Annotated in this window: 11 protein-coding genes; 8 read left to right on the top strand and 3 right to left on the bottom strand. The window is 57.2% G+C overall.

The window, feature by feature from the left end:
* Nucleotides 1-38: 38 nt before the first annotated feature.
* From J3U06_RS06480 to J3U06_RS06460, 5 genes are all read left to right on the top strand, one after another.
* Nucleotides 39-1,478 carry a sugar porter family MFS transporter gene (locus tag J3U06_RS06480; protein WP_267444672.1) on the top strand — a complete coding sequence of 480 codons (1,440 nt, stop codon included), beginning with the start codon at nucleotides 39-41 and terminating at the stop codon, nucleotides 1,476-1,478.
* Between the two features lie 133 nt (nucleotides 1,479-1,611).
* A complete protein-coding gene (locus J3U06_RS06475) occupies nucleotides 1,612-2,463 on the top strand; it encodes an AraC family transcriptional regulator (protein ID WP_324123887.1) in 852 nt (283 codons plus the stop codon).
* A gap of 137 nt (nucleotides 2,464-2,600) precedes the next feature.
* Nucleotides 2,601-3,908: an MFS transporter gene (locus J3U06_RS06470; protein WP_267444670.1), complete on the top strand. Its 1,308-nt coding sequence runs from the start codon at nucleotides 2,601-2,603 to the stop codon at nucleotides 3,906-3,908.
* Nucleotides 3,909-4,258: 350 nt separating this feature from the next.
* Nucleotides 4,259-4,999, top strand: coding sequence for an SDR family oxidoreductase (locus tag J3U06_RS06465; protein WP_267444669.1), 741 nt, complete (start codon nucleotides 4,259-4,261; stop codon nucleotides 4,997-4,999).
* 111 nt (nucleotides 5,000-5,110) lie between these two features.
* Nucleotides 5,111-5,476 carry a TIGR02328 family protein gene (locus J3U06_RS06460; RefSeq protein WP_220237347.1) on the top strand — a complete coding sequence of 122 codons (366 nt, stop codon included), beginning with the start codon at nucleotides 5,111-5,113 and terminating at the stop codon, nucleotides 5,474-5,476.
* Between the two features lie 157 nt (nucleotides 5,477-5,633).
* Here the strand turns inward: J3U06_RS06460 and J3U06_RS06455 are convergent, their stop codons facing one another.
* A complete protein-coding gene (locus J3U06_RS06455) occupies nucleotides 5,634-6,884 on the bottom strand; it encodes an MFS transporter (RefSeq protein ID WP_267444668.1) in 1,251 nt (416 codons plus the stop codon).
* Between the two features lie 204 nt (nucleotides 6,885-7,088).
* Between J3U06_RS06455 and J3U06_RS06450 the strand changes: the two genes are divergently transcribed.
* Both J3U06_RS06450 and J3U06_RS06445 read left to right on the top strand, forming a co-directional pair.
* On the top strand, nucleotides 7,089-11,945 hold the full coding sequence (locus tag J3U06_RS06450; protein ID WP_267444667.1) for a Spy0128 family protein: 4,857 nt from the start codon (nucleotides 7,089-7,091) through the stop codon (nucleotides 11,943-11,945).
* 236 nt (nucleotides 11,946-12,181) lie between these two features.
* Nucleotides 12,182-12,598 carry a glycerophosphodiester phosphodiesterase gene (locus J3U06_RS06445; protein WP_267400445.1) on the top strand — a complete coding sequence of 139 codons (417 nt, stop codon included), beginning with the start codon at nucleotides 12,182-12,184 and terminating at the stop codon, nucleotides 12,596-12,598.
* A 74-nt stretch (nucleotides 12,599-12,672) separates the two neighbouring features.
* On the opposite strand, the gene J3U06_RS06440 is transcribed toward J3U06_RS06445, so the two are convergent.
* Together J3U06_RS06440 and J3U06_RS06435 are read right to left on the bottom strand one after the other, a co-directional pair.
* On the bottom strand, nucleotides 12,673-13,443 hold the full coding sequence (locus J3U06_RS06440) for an MIP/aquaporin family protein (protein WP_267444666.1): 771 nt from the start codon (nucleotides 13,441-13,443) through the stop codon (nucleotides 12,673-12,675).
* Between the two features lie 253 nt (nucleotides 13,444-13,696).
* Complete coding sequence (locus tag J3U06_RS06435) at nucleotides 13,697-17,188, bottom strand: SNF2-related protein (protein ID WP_267444665.1); 3,492 nt, start codon at nucleotides 17,186-17,188, stop codon at nucleotides 13,697-13,699.
* A 160-nt stretch (nucleotides 17,189-17,348) separates the two neighbouring features.
* Between J3U06_RS06435 and J3U06_RS06430 the strand changes: the two genes are divergently transcribed.
* Nucleotides 17,349-18,785, top strand: a complete 1,437-nt coding sequence (locus J3U06_RS06430; RefSeq protein WP_220236764.1) for a DHA2 family efflux MFS transporter permease subunit — start codon at nucleotides 17,349-17,351, stop codon at nucleotides 18,783-18,785.
* The last annotated feature ends 76 nt before the right edge of the window (nucleotides 18,786-18,861 follow it).

The following is an 18,861-nucleotide window of genomic DNA, read 5'->3' as shown; positions in this document are numbered from 1 at the left end:
ACCGCGATCCGTCAACGACACAGAAAGAAGTTTCTCACATGTCTCATCCAACTAAAACCGGTATACCGTCGGCAAAAGGCTTATCCAACGGCAATAGGATCAAACTCATTATCGTTTGTGCAGCCGCTGCCGTCGGCGGATTCATGTTCGGTTACGACACATCCGTCATCAACAGCGCCGTCAAAGCACTGACCAGTCCAGATTCCGGATTCGGCGTCACAGGCTTCATGTCCGGATTCACAGTTTCATCGGCGCTTGTCGGCTGCGCTGTAGGAGCTTGGTTTGCTGGGAAACTCGCCGATCGCTATGGTCGCACCAAGGTTCTTATCGGCGCATCCATACTTTTCGTGGCCTGCGCCCTGGTATCGGGCCTGACAAGCAACGTTTGGGTGTTCTTCATATTCAGATTCCTAGGAGGAATCGGGGTTGGCTTCACCTCCGTCATCGGGCCTTCATACATCTCGGAAATCGCTCCTCAGAATCTGCGCGGCATGCTAGGTTCCATGCAACAATTCGCCATCGTCCTTGGACAAATAGCAGCTTTAGGTCTCAATGACCTCTATGCGATGGGCGCAGGCGGTGCTGAAAAGACCTGGTGGCTGGGTCTGGCGGCTTGGCGATGGATGCTGATGACTATGGCTCTGCCAGGCATACTTATGCTCATTGTGGCACTGATGCTTCCGGAGTCCCCGAGATATCTGGTGATGAAAGGGGAGAACAAGAAGGCCAGGACTATCCTCTCCGAAATCACAGGCGAGCCCGATCCCGACGACAAGGTTCAGGAAATACGTGGAACCATGCTCGAACGTCCGGCGCGCTTGTCTGATCTGAGGGGCGATTGCTTTGGATTGCGCAAGGTTATGTGGGTAGCAATCGGAGTAGCCATGCTGCAGCAGCTCCAAGGAACAAACGTTATCATGTTCTATGATTCATCCATGTGGCAGATGGTCGGATTCTCCGAGCAAAGCGCATTGCATATGTCATTCGTTCGCACGATCTTCGCTCTGATTGCAACCATGATCGGGATGGCCTGCATCGACAAGATCGGTCGGCGCAAGCTGTTGACTATTGGCTCCGTGACCATGACCATTGGTCTGGCGCTTATGGCCGTAGGATTCTTCACCGGCAAGGTGGTCAACGGTGAAGTGAATGTGACCACAGGCTGGGCCTGGTTCTTGCTGATCGTAGCTAATCTATTCTGGTTCTGCTATTCCGCGACCTGGGCACCTGGCATGTGGGTCGTCATCTCCGAAGTGCTGCCAAACTCCATTCGCGCCATAGGAGTGTCAGTGGCGACTTTCTTCTGCTGGATTGCTTCAGCCGCCTGCAACTGGGTCTTCCCCTCCATGCGTGACGGGATTGGCTTGGGCTGGTCCTATGTTATCTTCGCCCTTTTCGGCGTAGTAGGTTTCCTTCTGGTCACCAAGGCTCTGCCTGAAACCAGCGGCGTAGCGCTAGAAGACATGAGCGAGAACTGAAACTAGGACCCTACACGGGCATTTTGATGATGGCAGGGGCCATGCCACACGGTTCCTGCTATCATCCTTACCTGCCTAACGGCTGAACTCATAGCATCTCGTTAACGAATACGGACAAAGAGGAACAGTAATCATGAAACCCGCCGAGCACTTCATCGACTTGGCTAAGTCGGACTTCGTCATGCGAATTCCTTCAGCCACAGCCCGGTGTACATTTCTTTACCTGTTAAGATCTGGCCTGTTCAGCTACCAGCCTGGCTATCGTCTTGATCGCCGGTCCTTTGACAGTTTTCTAGTCATGCTAGTGCTCTCAGGATCCATGGATTTGGATCTGCCTGCAGGTCATTTACAGGCTGTGGCTGATCAATTCGTTCTCGTTGACTGCTATTCCCGTCATCGTTATGGGACTGACACTGAAACGGACGTATTGTGGATGCACTTCGACGGAATAACGGCAAGACCGTATTATGATTTGATCACAGCTAAACTTGGAAACGTAATTACCCTTCGCAACCCTTCATATGCGCGGACTCAGCTGCGTGAGATCCACGATATGGCCACGGATCATAGTGGATACTCCGAACCGGAAATGGCTCGTCATATTACAGATCTGCTTACGGAATTTGCTGTAGAGAACAAGCCCGGAGTCACAGCAAAGCGCTCACATGCCGTTGATGACTCGATAGCATACATCGCCGCTAATCTCAGTCAGTTGCTAACGGTGAGCTCACTGGCCAAACGGGCATATATGAGCGAATACCACTTCATCCGTATCTTCAAAAAACAAACAGGACTGACACCTCACGCATATATCACTGCTTCACGTATTGATGTGGCCAAGTTCCTACTTGTCAACAACGACCTTTCCCTGGACGAAATCCGCAAACAGTGCGGATTCTCCTCGATACCAATCCTGTGCAACACTTTCAAACATCAAGTAGGTATGACTCCTATACAATACCGCCGCCTAAACGGTAATTGCTGAGTGCTCGCAACTTTTAAAATCCTATTAGGGTAATTCGTGCCCATATCGGCATCCTCATCGCAGATTCCGCAACAACATACTGGTATCATCCCTTGTAATTTGTTCCGCTCTTCTCTGCAAAAGAAAGGTCAGCAGTCATGCCTCGACCATCACCATCATCTGCCCGGATGCAGACCGTTTACCCCTACTTGATCGTTTTGAGCGGCATTATACTCAACGCTGTACCAGTTTCGCTAATTTGCAGTTGTGCAGGAATATATTTCACACCTGTCAGCCAGTATTTCCACGTGCCCAAAGCTGTGTTCACCGGTTACTTTAGCCTGTTTAGCATCACCATGGTGTTCTTCTTGCCTGTAGCGGGACGGCTGATGAGCAAATTTGACCTGCGCGCTGTGCTAAGCGCAAGCATCCTTTTGGTGGGCTTAGGCTGTCTGGCGATGTCCCGTACCACAGCTGTATGGCAGTTCTACGTCTGTGGATTCATCATGGGCGTGGGCATGCCGGCCATACTTTACCTAGCCGTACCCACCTTGATCAACGCATGGTTCTGCAAGCGCATCGGATTCAATATAGGTTTGTGTATGGCCTTCACAGGTATAGGCGGTGCTATCTTCAACCAATTAGGCAATTCGATCATTCAATCTGCACCCGACGGATGGAGACGTGGATACTTGACATTTGGAATTATTATCCTGGCCGTCACTCTTCCATTTACCTTATTCGTCGTTCGCTCACACCCATCAGACCTAGGTCTGCAACCATATGGGACTGATTGGTCCCCAGTCAACGCACAGACGGATAAAGCGACAAACAAGGAAGAAAATGAGTCTGCAACAAAACCCACGAGCAAGGGCATAACAGCACATCAGGCCCTGCGTACCCCGGCTTTCTGGTCTTTTGAGATATTCTGCGCACTGATCACCATGAATCAGACTGTCTACCAATTCCTGCCCTCCTATGCGACATCCATTCCCTCCATAGCAGCCATGGCAGGTCTGATTGCCTCCTCCTGCATGATTGGACAAGCAATTGGCAAGATCGTACTTGGATTCAGCAACGACCGGAATGTAGTCCTCGGCTTAGGGGTGGGGATCAGCAGCGGACTGATAGGCATCTTTTTGATGTGGGCTTTCCCCACCCATGGCGTCCTGCTGCTGCTCGGTTCTTTCGGATTTGGATTCGTATATGCCTGCACGACGGTCGAAACACCTCTATTGGTGCGTTCGGTCTTCGGCACCTTGGATTATACGGAAATTTATGCCCGCATACAGATGGCCGGTTCCGCCGCCTCAGCCGTTGCAGCGATCCTCTGGGGAATAATTATTGACCGACCACATGGATATGCCGTACTGTTCACCTTGAGCGCGCTGATCATGGTAGCAGCTCTGGCAACTGGCTCTCTTCCACTAATCAATGGCCGTAGGAAAGGCAGCCTGTATACCTGAAATCATTTTACAGTAATTGCTGTATTGCTGCTTTTCCAAAGATAGGGTACAAAGCTACAAAGCCCAATGAGTGCGAATAGGTTATTAACCAAAAACATATCGGCCATTCTCCTTAACCAATCCGTGAACAATACAGTTGGCATAATTCTGATTTACGCCATATAGCATCGCTTTTGAAGTCGAAATATCTGATTTAGATACAGCCCGCAGGCTTGACGAAGCAATAACACAAACCTACATACCGGCCTTAGGAGACGTATTATCCGGAAGGGCTCATGCAGCAACCATCAGTATGGGCAGGCCATCAGATAAAATGGGATATGACGGCACATCTCTATAAAGGAGTGGATATGACTGATCGTCTACGAGGCAAGGTAGCCATCATCACTGGAGGAACGGGCGGCATAGGCATGGGCATCGCCGAATGCTACGTCCGCGAAGGAGCCAAGGTGGCCCTTACAGACATCAAGGAGAGCGATGCCTCCCGCAGCTTCACGCAGAAGCATCCCGAACAGGTCGTCTTCCACACCTTGGACGTAACGGACGAGGACCAGTGGGTTTCCGCCATCGACGCCGTCGAAAAGGAGCTGGGCCAGCTTACCACTGTGGTCAACAATGCCGGCATAGGCGGCAGCGGCGCCACCATGGACGAGGAGACTTACGAGGATTGGAAGAAAGTCATTGCCATCAACCTGAACGGGACCTTCCTGGGCACCAAACATGGCATGCGGGTCATGAAGGGCCGAGGCGGATCCATCATCAATATCTCCTCCATCGAAGGATTCGTAGGTCTGAGCCGAGCCGGCGCATACAACGCCAGCAAGGGCGGCACCAGGCTACTGACCAAGTCTGCCGCGCTGGATTCCGCCAACAACGGCTACGGGGTCCGCATCAACTCGGTCCATCCCGGATTCATCAAGACCCCGCTGATCAGCCAGAGCCTTGAGGACAGAATGAGCAAGCTGACGCCTCTGGGCCATATCGGCGAGCCGCAGGACATCGGCGAGATCTGCGTCTACCTGGCCAGTGACGAATCCAAGTTCGCCCTAGGTGCCGAATTCGTTGTGGACGGTGGATTCATCGCCCAGTAAGCAATCCCAGTAACGAATTCCCGGACCCCCCCTCTACCTGTCCGCTTCACAGTGATGCAAGCAGCTAGGCTGAAGGAGGGGTTCACCTATGACCCCAATGAGGGGATCGTTATGCGACTGTGGCATCAGGATCTGATTCCGTTGCTTCCCAGACATCAGCTGCTGGGCCAGCACCGCGAGATAACCGCGCTGCGAGGCCTGGGCTGGGGTCGGCGGCATGCCACCGTTGACTACGTCTTCCGCCACTGCCCTTACAAGCTCTTTCAATTTCACCTGCTGGTCATGGCAACGATGCGCGAGCGCGGCTACCACCCTGATCCTGACTGGTATGATCCGCTTTACCGTGGCAAGCATTGCCCGCCATACAAGGATTTAACTGCCGTGCCGTTGACGGACCCCATCTACCCCGAGCACGATGCAACCTATCTGCAGGAGTGCTTGGAGAACTTGGCTGGGAAAGGCATCCATCTGACCTAAGGCGATCCTCAGGGCCGGCGCCAACTGAATGCTGCAGCCATACAATTCACTGATGTTTACGGCAATATTTGGGAACAGCCGTTTGAATCCGATTGTCTGCCCAGAGACTGTACTTCGTCCGACAGCCGGTCGGCGGAGCTTTGCCAACCGAAGAGCATCATTGCCGAGTGAGCCTGGCCACCGAAGGCACCAAGAGGGTAACCACCGCCAGCAAGAGCGCCAAAGGCAGCAGCGCCGGCCTGACACCAGTATGGTCTGCCAGAAATCCAATAGCCGGAGGAATGATCCATGAGACCCCGTAGTAAGCAGTGGAGATGACCGAGGCACGCTGGGGTGCCACGGCTGGATCCCTGGTTGCCAAGGTAGTGACAATAGGTACGCCCAGAGCAGCTCCGACACCCCAGATTCCAGTGCCCACAAGGCTGAGCACGAAAGAGGGCGAAAGAGCGTAGACCAGGATGCCCAGAGCCGAGACCAGCAGGGTCAGGGCCAGCGAACGCATGTTCCCCAGTCGCTCGATCAGATGCGTACCCAGCAACCTTGAGATGATCATGGCTGCAGCGAAGATCGTGGGAGCGAGACCGGCTTGAGACTCGGGGACGCCAAAGGCATCGACCAGGCCGATCCCGCTCCAGTCGTTGACGGCGCCCTCGCTGGCCTCCAAGGCTACGTTGATCAGAGCGAGCATGAGAACCAGGGCATCGCCCCAGGCCGCCAGCTGCTTGCCGAAAGCGGATGATTGCCCTGAACCCGCCTGCTGATCCGAGCATCCTTCGTCAGCGCTGCCCTTATAATCCCCTAGAGGCTGAGCCGGGCAGAGCAGGACGCAGGAGACTACCAAAGCCAGGCTGATCAGCGCATTGACCGCCAGGTGAGTGCCGATGGCCACGCCCAGATGAGACAGGAACGAGCCTAGTCCCAAGGCAAGAAACATGCCCAGGCTATATGAGGCATGGAAGCGCGGCATTATGGATCGAGAGGAGAATCGCTCCACTGCGCCGGCCTCGACGGTGTTGACCGTTCCCCAAAGGCTGATCCCAGCCGAATTGAAAAGCAGGCCCAAAACCACCCCAGGCGCTGAGCGCAGGGTGACGGCCAGGGCCGCGATTAACATGCCCAGGCACCAGGTAGAGGCTGCCAACAGCATGGCCCGGCGCACGCCCAGTCGATCGGTCAGAACCCCTGAGACCAGTATGCCAACCAGAGCGCCACATCCGCCCAGGATAGTCATCAGAGCCAGACCCGAAGGCTGCAGACCGAGGCCGGCCTTGACTGTTGGCAGTCGAGAAATCCATGCCGAAGTGCCGATGCCCATGATGATGAAGAACCCGTAGACAGCCGACCGCTCGCGCATTCCGTGACCCTGAAAATCGGCCGCCGGTGGCTCACGATGATCCCGTTCGCTCATGCGGGCCTCCCCACTCTGTTCACCGTTGACCCTTTTCTCCGGAGGCGCACAGCAATAGCGGAATCCTAGCCAATGATTTTGTATACTGTTCCATATCACTATAATCGGTTGACTCGAAAAACATCGTGGATAGTTGGCCGGATGACCTCAGGGGGATGCCTGGCCCCATGCCCCAGGCGATCGTCGGCGCTCAAAAGGAGAAACGTGGCAAAGGGTAATTTGAGCGGAAGAGTCCTGGCCGGCCTGATAGCTATGGCCATGCTAATACCCGCCATTGCTATAGCCGGCAGTGGGCAGACCGCTGAAGCCCAGACCACCGCCTCCACACCGCTATCGGCAACAACGCGTAAGCAACAGGCTGGAGACAACAGAAAGACATCAGACAAGAGCAATCGAGTCCAAGCTACGGCAACCATTCAAACTTCGGCACCCCAATCAGACATAACTAAATCCGACACAGCCCGATCCACCTCTCCCAACCAGATTGCATCCATACAACCAAGCAACACAACGAGTGCCAAATCAACCCTCAATGACATGTTGGATACCGACAATGCCAGAGTCACCTCAATAAAACAGACCTCCCGCAGCACCGGCACCGCACCTTTTGACAATGACAATGCCCCCGGTGATGACCGCGATGCGGACAATGACATCGTGCGCTCTTTCGATACAGCGATATATGACTTTACCTTCTCTGTGAACTCCCTGAACGATACGTCTTACCGACAGGCTCGGATAGGCTTTCAATTCACGCTGAATCAACCTAAGAAACTGATCACTTTTGATCAGGACTCCATGCCATGGATAGACAATACGCCCGGCTATGAGCCCAAGCTAGAGCAAAAAAGCGTCAACGGTCAAACCACTCAGGTACTTACCGCTTACAGGCTCCTCACCGCTACATCGAACTCAGCTAACGTCATCCCAGGCACCTCAAGCGTCTCCCTGGTCCTCCAGGTTCGGAACATGGCCAATGGCAGCAGTTTCGCCCCCGAGGTCCAGGCCTGGTGTGCCCACGATGCCACGACCAGGACCGAACCGGCTTCTGCTGCATCAGATCCGGTGACCGTGTCAGCCAAGCCCAACCTCAACCTGAGAATCACCGGCGGAACCAACGAGGGCTCCGGTAATCAAACCTTTGACTTCGACACCCCAGCTGCCCATAACTACATCAATCATGAGCTGGGCAAAAGCAAAGGGATCATCAGCAAATTCAACTGGGCAGTTGACATGCGCTGGCCTGATCGATCCAAGGGCCTCAGAGGTCTGGAAGTGCCCACCGGCCCCATAACCTTCTCCATCTCTTTGAGTAACCTCTGGCAGACCAGCGGTGGAAAGGCCTTTCCCAAGATCGAGGACCTTCAGCCTTACTTCTGGGACATCGGCACCATTGACGGCGACTTCAACAACAGCGGACGCAACACCATCAGTCAGGGCTGGAGCCCCGCTTTCAACAACTACGACTACGCCCGCTCTACGGGTGGCCAGGCCGGGAAAGACCGCGTCCAAGGCAACGGTAAATACACGGTAGCAGAACACCGCAGCGATCAGGGTATCGTGCTGGATTTCAGTGTAGATGACTACCGGACAAACGACCCATTCCCCAAATTTGGACATACCTATGCCTCAGATAGATGCACGACAATCTTAGCCTCAACCGACTGCTCACAGGTGGAAGTGGCCGAGATCTCCACCGGCTACCTATACGTCTTCAACCCTTCCACCGTCCAAGGCAAGGACGTGGCCAATTACTATGACCAGTCCGGCCTCAGCCTGCAGAGCCAAGTCAATGACGGTCGACTGAGGGCAACTTCGATTTCTGGACAGCAACTGCCTACGGTTTCTGACCCCAAGGATGTATCGAACCAGGCCGTCCAATCCGATGACGAGTGGCACAATGTCATCTTCACACAGGCCTCCGGCACCTGGAAGCCAGGCATCAGCAACATCATTCAATACTCTTGCATGTCTGCACCCAACTACTTTGACAACGGCGTAGACTGCGGTTGGTGGGATGCACCCGACAACAAGCAGGGGACCGACTCAGCAGTGGCAGGAACCCGAGTACGGATCATGGCTGGTTTCAACGCCAAAACCAGCAAGGCCGATCTGCCGCTGCTGGCCATGTCCCTGGTCAAGATCGATCCAAACGTCCTCGAATTGCCGAGCCCCAACCAAAAACCCCCTGAACCGAACCCTGGACAGGATCCCTCTAACTTTATAGACCCTGTCCCCGAAGACCACGATCATTACCACAATGAATTGGGACTGCCTTGGCAGGGCAACGGCGTCTGGCAGAATGGCCAGGACAACACATTCGGCAATTCTTACCAGAATCTGACCATGGTCTTGTACGCAACCAAACGCGACGGTGGAACCTGGAACAACGACCAGGAGCAAGCCGATGCCGACATGAAGGATTTGAACTTCTACAAAACCCCAGATGAGGCGAGAAAGCACGGCACCATTGTGGGCATACTGCTGGGTGCCCGCACCGCTGCCTCTAGCAGCTTCGTTTACGACGACAACAACAAGAACAAGAACCCTCGGTACGGCTTTGGCGGATTTGTTGCCAACGTGCGCGCCGACGCTAAAGAAGGCTCGGTGGCCCAGCTGACATCAGTTTCACACGCTTTCACACGTAGCCAACTAGCAAACCTATCCGGTTTAGACCCCGAAAACTCCAGCGACCAGGACTGGGAGGATTGGGCAGAAAAGCAGAATCCATACAATCTGTCCCAAAACCTCTCTCCTGTCTTCGCAACATCCACCGGAGGCTATACAAAGGCTCACTATGATCAAGCCAAAGGTTACCTAGGCGGCGACACCGGCGGCAACGAACACGGCGACAGCCTCTATGTAGCCGGCGAAGCCAGCACCATCTCCAATACTGTGGCACAGCGAGGCGCAAATTCCGACCCAAAAGGATCCTTCGACATAGACCGTGATCAGCGGTATGTCGACTGGCGGCTGACCATCAACACCGGCACTTCGGCCTCCCAGGCCAACAAGGTTGCCAAAACCGATCTTTACGTCACCGACGTGCTGCCGGCCAAACTTCACTACGTCCCCGGCAGCGCCAGACTGGGAGGCACCTATACCGAAGGCACACCTGAAATGGGACATATTGAGGGTGGAACAGTCTGTGAACCCTCGGTGAGCACCACTGAAAACTCCGGTGAGACCAAGCTAAGCTGGACACTGCCCGACATACCTGTAGATGGCAGCAACCACGTCATCTATTTCTCAGCCTCCATCGGAGACCAGACCGACCCAGGCAAAGACGTCGTCAGCCCCTACGAGAATCTGAAGACCCGTGCCGAAGTCCAATCAAAGCATAACATGTCAAACCCCAGCTCTTTCATGAGCACTGTCAGCACCTCGACCATTCGCGCTGTGCGCAATAATGCAACCAGCCTGTCCACCTCGCCCCAGCAAGCCATCAACGAGACCGGTGACCCTATCGGCTTCACCAACATGCTGAGCAATACTGCCGGCAGTAGCAAGGTGTATCACTATGCCGTCGACATCATGCCCTACCCTCATGCGAGCGGCAATCCCAGCAAACCCGACTTCCAAGGTAGTTCAACTCTCACCGATATGAGCGTGAAGCCCCTAGGGGTCGATCTGAAAAACATCCACATATACTACACGACAGATGCTCAATGGCAGGTGAACGACACCGCTTCCATAACACCCAGTACATTCCAAGACTGGTCCAAGGCTGAATTGGACCAAACTACAGGCAAAGTGAGCTTGCCCCCAGTTGTGACCGCCTGGGCTTTCATGGTCGATGGACAACCTGGACAATTCCGTTGCGACATCACCTTCCACATAAACCCCGGAACAAACTCCCCCGGCAATCTTTACCGGAACCGCTGGGGCAACGCACAGAATCAAATGTCCACCCAGGCCGTAGTGGCTCAGCGTTCTGTCAGCGGCATAGTCTGGTACGACTTCAATGGCGATGGGATCCGCACCGCCGATGACCCCTTGCTAAGCGGCGTCAGGGTGACCTTGCTTGACAACCAGAATAATCCTGTCAGATCGGTTGTAGCCCCCTATGATGATCTGAGCACGAAAACCAATGCACAGGGCAGATACAACCTGACCAATATACCTGCCGGACAATTCCATCTCAGGTTTGATCCGGCTGATGGCACTGACTGGAGCCATCTAAACACCACCACTCCGCAAGCTGACAGAGCTACCCAGAGCGAGAACTCTTCCGCCCGTGATCTTGCGGAAGGTGGGATCTTGAAAGCAGCCGTCATCGAGCTGGACGATTTCGAGCAGGCTGCAGAGATGGGCGCCGCTAGCCAGTCCCAGGACTTCAACAACTGCGGCCTGAAGGGGCTGATGAGCGCCGATCAAGTGGAAGCTGACATCCAAGTACAGCTTCAAGGCCGAGACTGGCTCGACAGTGATTCCTTCACCCTAAATGTCGAGCCCATGGATGAAGCGCCGGCTGCGGCCCTGCCTGAGCAGATTGACGCAACGGCCGAACATAAGGAACTCCAAGTGCCTGTCAAGATGGAAGCCTTCCCCAGCGACGGCACCTACCAATACCGTGTGAGCCAGGCAATCGGCAACATACCTGGTCTGACCTATGACAAAGGCAACGCGATACTGACCATCACGCTGAAAACCAATGCAGGTCAGTTGCACCGGACTGCTACTGCAAAGTGGACTGACGACAAGGGTCAGGAGATGACCAAGGCCATCTTCACCAACCGCTACCAGGCACAGCCGGCCACGCCGGATAAGCCAGATAAGCCCAACGACCCTGGCAACTCTGGCGAGCATGACAAGCCGAATCCGCCGGTGGAACCGAACAAACCAGGCGAGTCCGATCATGCACCCAGCAAGCCGGATCAAGCCAGCAATAGCCAATCTTCTGATGACCAAGCAAAGTCATCTGCAGGTTCCCAAACCCTGGCCGCCTCAGGCTCAGACATAATCTTGCCTGCAGCGCTGACTGTCGGCGCTGCCGTCCTCGGCCTGGCACTGATGTGCCTGTTTCGGCATCGCAGGGATCAGGATGCTGACTTGGGCTGATAGTTCCCCGCATACGAGCACAGCTGGACCTATTTTTCGTTAGTGACAGGCACCCATGGCGAACCTCACGGTTCCCTGCACCTATCTGCAGGCGAAATTTGGTATTCTTGCAAGTGGAAGGAATCTTGCATCCAGAGGTGACCGTCGACGATGGATGGTCACCTGAACGGTCATGGCCCTGCATGGTCATGATGTCGATTGTCACACGTGCAGGCCGTCAGACAGAAAGGTCAGTCATGGCAGACGATACAGTCATTGTTGTTGATACTTCCATGTTCGAAAAAGATGCCGCCGCGAAGACCGCCAAGGCCAACGATGTCGCCCGCAAGTACGGCATCAGCGACGAGGCCCTCAAGAAGGTCGAGGATTACAAGAATCAGCTGAGCTATCACCAGGCATGGGATCTGCCATTCCTGGGCTACGTGGACGAGGACGGCTACGGATATGCCTATGTACCCAACAAGGCTGTCGCCGCCGATGGATGGGATGCCCATAAGGCTTTCCTGGACCTGCCTGATGATGTCCAGACGGCCTTCGCCATCCGCATGCTCTTCACTCACCGCGACGTCGACCGCCATGGTGCCGAGATGTTCCTTCACCATGGCCGCGGGCTGACGGTCCGCTTCCAGGAACCCACCTCAACCAGCTACTGACCTTGAGCTGACCGACTCACTCGGCCCTCGGTCCTGTCCTCCTGACAGAACCGAGGGCTTTTCCATGCCGACGATCAAGGCAGAAGCCCCATCCAGACAGGCGCCAGCACACCTATGCAGGCTCCGATGATCGGACCGACAAAGGGTATCCAGGCGTAGCTCCAATCCGCATCCTTCTCGCCGGACATGGGCAGAAGACAGTAAGCCAATCGAGCGGAAAAGTCACGTGCAGGATTCATGGCCGCGCCCGAAACCCCGCCCAGGGCCATGACCAGAACCGTGATGACCAGAGCCACGCCCAAGGGCCCGACCTGGGTAGGCGTCCCCCCATTCAGGAAAACCCAGGTAACGAGGATGGCCGTGCCGATGGCCTCCGATGTCAGATTCCAGAAATTTGAACGTATAGCAGGCTTGGTGCAGAAAACCATGAGTTTGGTATCTGTATCGGTCGGAAGTTCGAAATGCTTGCGAGTACCCAGGTAGCCCAGGCAGGTGCCAAAGAAAGCCCCCAGAAACTGGGCGGAGATGAAGATGGCCACATTGGCCACGGTTACGGGAATGCCGCCCTTGCCCATGGCCAGGCCGTTCAAGGTCGCTTGTGGATCAATCCAGTGGCCGACCACCCTGGCCAGGGTCACGGCCGGATTGAGATGGCCGCCTGTTCTCCACCCCACATATACGCCCACATAGACAGCGAGGCCCCAGCCCAGCGACGCGTTGATCCAGTCGGCTCGATAGGCCCCTGTCTTGGGGAGCGACCTGCTGGCGGCGACCATGACCGCGATGGCCATCATAAAGGCTGTGCCCATGAACTCTGAGCAGAACATCTGCACACCGCTGATCACGCTCTTCCCCCCAGCTTCCTGTCATCAAAGGAGCTGAAGACGGCCAGGCTCCCATAACCCGAATAATCGACTGCTGCCAAACCTGGAAACCGCCGAAGAAGCAACCGTCAACCTGCTCATGCATGTAGTCTTTCGATTCGACTACCGCATCAAGAATAACCGGAACCGTGGCCCAAAGGCCTCGCCATCGACGATGCCGCTACATTCAAGACCACTGACTAGCAGATTCAAGCAGATTCATATCCAGACGCGATCAACCCAGCAGGGCCAGGAGGTCCTTTCTGTTCAGCCTGGCCACACCGGCGGCGCCAGTGGAGGCGGCCGAATCGACAAAACGCGAGGCTAGGTCGCTCTTGCTGTGCTGCAGATTGAGGATGCGTTCCTCGATGGTGCCTTTGGCTACGATCTGGTAGACGTTGACATCCTGGGTCTGGCCGATCCGGTGGGCGCGGTCGTTGGCCTGCTCCTGGGCGGCGGCGTTCCACCAGGGGTCCGCATGGACCACCACACAGGCTCCAGTCAGGTTGAGCCCGGTGTTGCCGGCTTTCAGGGAGATCAGGAAAACCGGCGTAGCATCCCTATTGAACTGTTCCACCAGCTCCAGCCGACGCTTCTTTGATGTGGCGCCGGTGATCAGATCGTAGGACACGTCCAGCCGATGGAGCCGCTGGGCTATCAGGTCAAGGTAGGAGGTGAACTGGGAGAAGATCAGCATCTTACGTCCGGCATCCTGGCAAGAGACCACCAGATCCTCGATAGCATCCAGCTTGGCCGAATCGCCGCGCCGGTCCCGGCCTTGATCCTGGTAGACCAGACGCGGATCACAGCACACCTCCCGCAGCCTAGTCAGCTGAGCCAAGACCTGAATTTTGCCAACCTCGTACTCCTGATCCTTTTCCTTGTTGAGGGCAGCCCTCAGCTCCTGTTCCAGGGCGGCATAGAGCTTGCGCTGACGACCCTGCAAGGGCACGCTGATCACGTTTTCGATCTTTTCGGGCAGATCAGTCAGCACCTGTGACTTGAGTCGGCGTAAAATGAAGGGTCCCACCAGGGCCTGGAGCCGGGACTGGGCATCCTGGTCGCCGCTGAGTATGGGCATCTCGAAGCGGTCCCGGAAACGGGAGTAAGGGCCCAGCATCCCAGGCATCAGGAAGTCGAAGATGCTCCAAAGCTCGGACAGCCGGTTCTCGATGGGCGTGCCAGTCAGGGCGAACCGGTGCAGGCTGTCCAGAGCGCGTACAGCCCGGGCGGCCTTGGTGGCATGGTTCTTGATGTATTGGGCCTCATCCAAGACCAGGGCATACCAGGGCAGACCGCGGTACCGGTCCAAGTCCCGCCTGAGCAGATCGTACGAGGTGATCAACAGGTCGTAGGACCTCGCCTGATCCAGCAAAGCCTGACGCTGGCTGCGCCCCCCAGCCAGGACCCCCACCCGCAGACCAGGAGTGAAGCGGCGGCACTCGGCCTCCCAGTTGTAGACCAATGAGGCCGGGCATACGATCAGCGAGGGTCCCCGATCCTTGGCCTGATCCTGACGGGAGAGCAGGTAAGCCAGCATCTGTATGGTCTTGCCCAGACCCATCTCGTCGGCCAGGATACCCCCGAATCCGCGGTCGCTCAACGTACATAGCCAACGCAGCCCCTCCGCCTGATAGGGTCTGAGCCGCCCGCGCAGACCGTCGGGGACCCTGAACCCATGGGGATCGGGCTGGTGTTCCTTCAGGTAATCACGGAAGCTTGAATCGCGGTCCTGCTCGGGCACCAGCGCATCCAGGTAGCCGAGCTGGAATTCAGGCACCCGGACCGGCCCCTTGGCCAGATCGGCTGGATTGATGCCCAGGTCTTCGGCCAGGGTGTCCACAGCCTCTGTGTTCAGATCAGCCAACTCGACGAAAGCCCCGTTGCGCAGACGATGGAAGCGCCGCCGACGACGGTGGTCGGCCAGGATGGCGGCGGCCTCCTCGGGCCGTACTTCGTCAGCGATGGGCGAGATCTCGACCAACCCGGAACGCACCCGCACACCAACACGGATCTGCGGATGAGAGACGACACTGAGCCCGTCAAAGGCCGGCGTGGAGAAGACCCGCCCCAGCCCTTTGAGCACAGGCAGGCCCCTGGTCAGCAGGGTGTGGATGGCTTCCTCGTTCTCCTCGGGGATGCGTGCCAGCCCCTCCTCCATGAGAGGGAAATAACGGCGGACCGTCTGCCGGGCCAGAGACTCGTTCTCCCGATCCCTGCCGGTTTCATCCTCGGAGCCGGGATCAGCGGCGACAGACAGAAGACGATCCCCATACCGGGCCTTGAGATCACAACTGACCCCCTGCCGGTCCCGGTCCAGGTAAAGCTCGATCCTGCAGGGCGGACGCCGTCGGGCATCCAGCTCCTCGGGCAGGCTGGCGGAGAGCCCGGATCCCTCCTGGGCGCCCTGATCCAGGTCGGGCAGCACGGTCCGGACGAACAGGTCCAGATCATCGGCATCCAAGTGCAGATCCCGATCCTCGCCAGGGCGGCAGAGGGTCTCCAACAGGTCCCGATGACGCATGAAACGTGCACTGCAACGGTGGATGACCGGCCCCGGATCCAGTCCGGAGCCGAGCTGCGAGGGACGCACGATGACGAAGGAAAAAGCCTGGCCTACGATGAAGCGCTCCACGCCCAAGGCATGGGTTATACGGTAACCGTCCGCCTCCTTGCTGACTGCGATGCCAGTGTCCGGGTCCCCGTCGACCACTGGGGCAGGCATGGTCTGCAGGAAGGAATCCTCGGGAGGCGTGTAGTCCAGGGTGAGCCCAGAGTCCACAAACAGGTCGAGAACCTGCGCCACCTCGTCGTCGCTGAGCCGGATCCCAGCCAATCCTGCGCGTGTAAGACGGCGGCGCATGCCCCCCTGCTGTTCGGCCAGGCTGCGGCGGATGGCGCCGGCTCTTTCCAGAATGGTCAGCAGAGCCTGGGCCCGGTCATCAAAAGTGTCACGAGAATGAATGAAGGCCAGCCGCCGCCCATAAGACAAGAATTCGCCCTGGTCCACGGCACGCAACAAGGCCGGCAGATCCTTGACCAGGTAGGCGACCCCGTGGGAGGACAGGATGATATGCAGACGGACCAGCCAGCCTCCGCGCTCGCTGGTCAGGTCGGGGATCAGCCCGACCGAACCGATGGGCAGGTGACGGCCGCCGACCGGCCCGTTCTCCTGTTTGAGCAGGCTCAGCTGGCGGTCGCGAAAGGCCTGCCGTCGCCGACCCTCCTGCCGGTGCATGTAGGCTGCCAGAGGTCCTGAGGTCGACCGGGCGGACCGGGATCGACCCTGGTCGCCGGCCCAGTCGTCCGAACCTGCAAAGACCTGGCTGGACTCGTTGTAGGCCATGATCAGGGCGACTACATGCTTGCATGCAGGACCTTGGCGTCCAAAGGCCCGGCAGGTGCAGGAGGAGTCGATGACCCGATGGGCCTGCTCGTCCAGCCGAGCCTGAACCATGCAGTCGCCATCCGGTTGATAAGTGGCGGGCACACGCCCCTTGAGAACGGTCAAAGCCCCCAGGTGCCGCAGGCGCAGGTCAGTAAAGCGGCGGTCATCCAGCAGTTGATGGGCACGGAAGTAGGCCTTGCCGCCCAATCGACGCAGAGCGGCGTCGGAGATGGTGTCAGGGTCGCCGAAGGTCCGTCCCTCTTCATCGCCTGGATCATAGAAGCCATGACCTCCTGAGCCAGCGGCTCTTGACCCGTAGACCGCTGCATGCCAATCCACACGCACCCTCCTTATGGCTTCTGACGACCATTCCCGAGCATAACCTTTTCCGTCCCGATGCGGCACGCCTTCGGCGAAGCGAGTAGACATGCCGACTTACGAAAAAATGGCAGCCTCCCTAAGATGGCGTCCTGTTTGTCTGAAGAAGGAGATCATTATCGTGCAAAACACGTCCACCTCTGCCTCTGTTCACCGGTCACGCCCGGCCGTCCCCCACCCCTGGCTGGCCATCGCCGCGCTGATGATCGGGGCCTTCGTGGGCATGCTGAGTGAAACCTCGCTCAATATCGCCCTGCCCAACCTGATGGAGAGCTTCCAAATCCCTGCCGCCACCGTCCAGTGGCTGGTCACGGGATACATGCTGGTCATCGGCATCGTCCTGCCCTTTTCCAGTCTGATCTCCAAGTGGTTCACCACCAGGCAGACCGTGATCTTCGGCCTGGTCGCCTTCCTGGCCGGCTCGGTGGTCTCGGCCATGGCCCCCACCTTCCCCGTCCTTCTGACGGGACGGCTGATCCAGGGTATCGGCACCGGCCTGATCCTGCCGCTCATGTTCACCGTGGCCATGCTGATCTTCCCACCTGCCCGTCTGGGCACGGTCATGGGCATGTGCGCCCTGGTCATCATGTTCGCTCCCGCCATCGGCCCGACCCTGACCGGAATCATCCTGGGCAAGCTGACCTGGCACTGGATCTTCTGGTTCTTCACCCCATTCCTGGTTGTGGCCCTTATCTTCGCTGTCTGCTTCCTAAAGAATGTAGGGACCATCACTCACCAGCGACCCGACCTGGCCTCTATTCTGGAGTCAATTGTCGGCTTCGGCGGACTGGTGGGAGGAGTCAGCCTGGCCAGCCGGTACGGATGGCTTTCCCCCGTCACCCTGATCATCCTGGTTGTGGCCCTAGTAGCCCTGGTCCTCTATATTCGTCGCCAGCTGGGCCTGGAACACCCGGTGCTCAACCTGCGCATCTTCTCCATTCCGGCCTTCCGCTACGGTGCCACCCTGGTCATGCTGGACTTCGCAGTCATCCTCTCCTCCATGTATCTGCTGCCCCAGTTCCTGCAGCGGGGGCTGCTCCTGCCCGTGGCCATGACCGGCATCCTCATGCTGCCCGGGGGCGCCATCAACGCCTTGGTCTCAGCCTTCGCCGGCCGGCTCTATGACGGCTTCGGAGCCCGCATGCCCGTCCGTTGCGGATTCCTCATCGCACTGGTAGGGACGATCATCCTCCTGTTCACCAGCCCGCACACCCCTGTGGCCCTGGTGGTAGCAGCCCACATCATTTTGATGATCGGCTGCCCCCTGGCCATGTCACCGGCACAGACCTACGCGCTCAACTCTCTGAACGGCCCACAGTCCGGCGACGGAAGCACCATCATCAACACCATGCAGCAGATTGTGGGAGCCGTGGCCACGGCCATCACCACCTCCCTGCTGGCCATGGGCGAAGGGCAGGCAGCCGGAGCTGATAAAGCCCAGGCCTTCACCAGGGGCACCCACTGCGGATTGATCTTTACCCTGGTGCTGATTCTGGCTGCTCTGGCCGTCTCCCTGAAGGTGCGCAACTTCTCCCATGCCGAGCGACCAGAGGCCTAGCAAGACATTCAGCAAGCTCCAAGTTCGCACCGCTAGCTTGGGAGCGTCCTTGGCTAGACTGGAGGACGGCGACCGG

The sequence above is a fragment of the Bifidobacterium sp. B4142 genome (genome assembly GCF_026537325.1).
In the GTDB taxonomy this organism is placed as follows: Bacteria; Actinomycetota; Actinomycetes; order Actinomycetales; family Bifidobacteriaceae; genus Bombiscardovia.
The sequence above is the reverse complement of the archived record's forward strand: the minus strand, read 5'-3'. Positions and strand labels throughout refer to the sequence as shown.

Coding starts and splice junctions, on each gene's coding strand:
- J3U06_RS06480 (WP_267444672.1), top strand. CDS start 39: ATGTCTCATCCAACTAAAACCGGTATACCGTCGGCAAAAGGCTTATCC.
- J3U06_RS06475 (WP_324123887.1), top strand. CDS start 1,612: ATGAAACCCGCCGAGCACTTCATCGACTTGGCTAAGTCGGACTTCGTC.
- J3U06_RS06470 (WP_267444670.1), top strand. CDS start 2,601: ATGCCTCGACCATCACCATCATCTGCCCGGATGCAGACCGTTTACCCC.
- J3U06_RS06465 (WP_267444669.1), top strand. CDS start 4,259: ATGACTGATCGTCTACGAGGCAAGGTAGCCATCATCACTGGAGGAACG.
- J3U06_RS06460 (WP_220237347.1), top strand. CDS start 5,111: ATGCGACTGTGGCATCAGGATCTGATTCCGTTGCTTCCCAGACATCAG.
- J3U06_RS06455 (WP_267444668.1), bottom strand. CDS start 6,884: ATGAGCGAACGGGATCATCGTGAGCCACCGGCGGCCGATTTTCAGGGT.
- J3U06_RS06445 (WP_267400445.1), top strand. CDS start 12,182: ATGGCAGACGATACAGTCATTGTTGTTGATACTTCCATGTTCGAAAAA.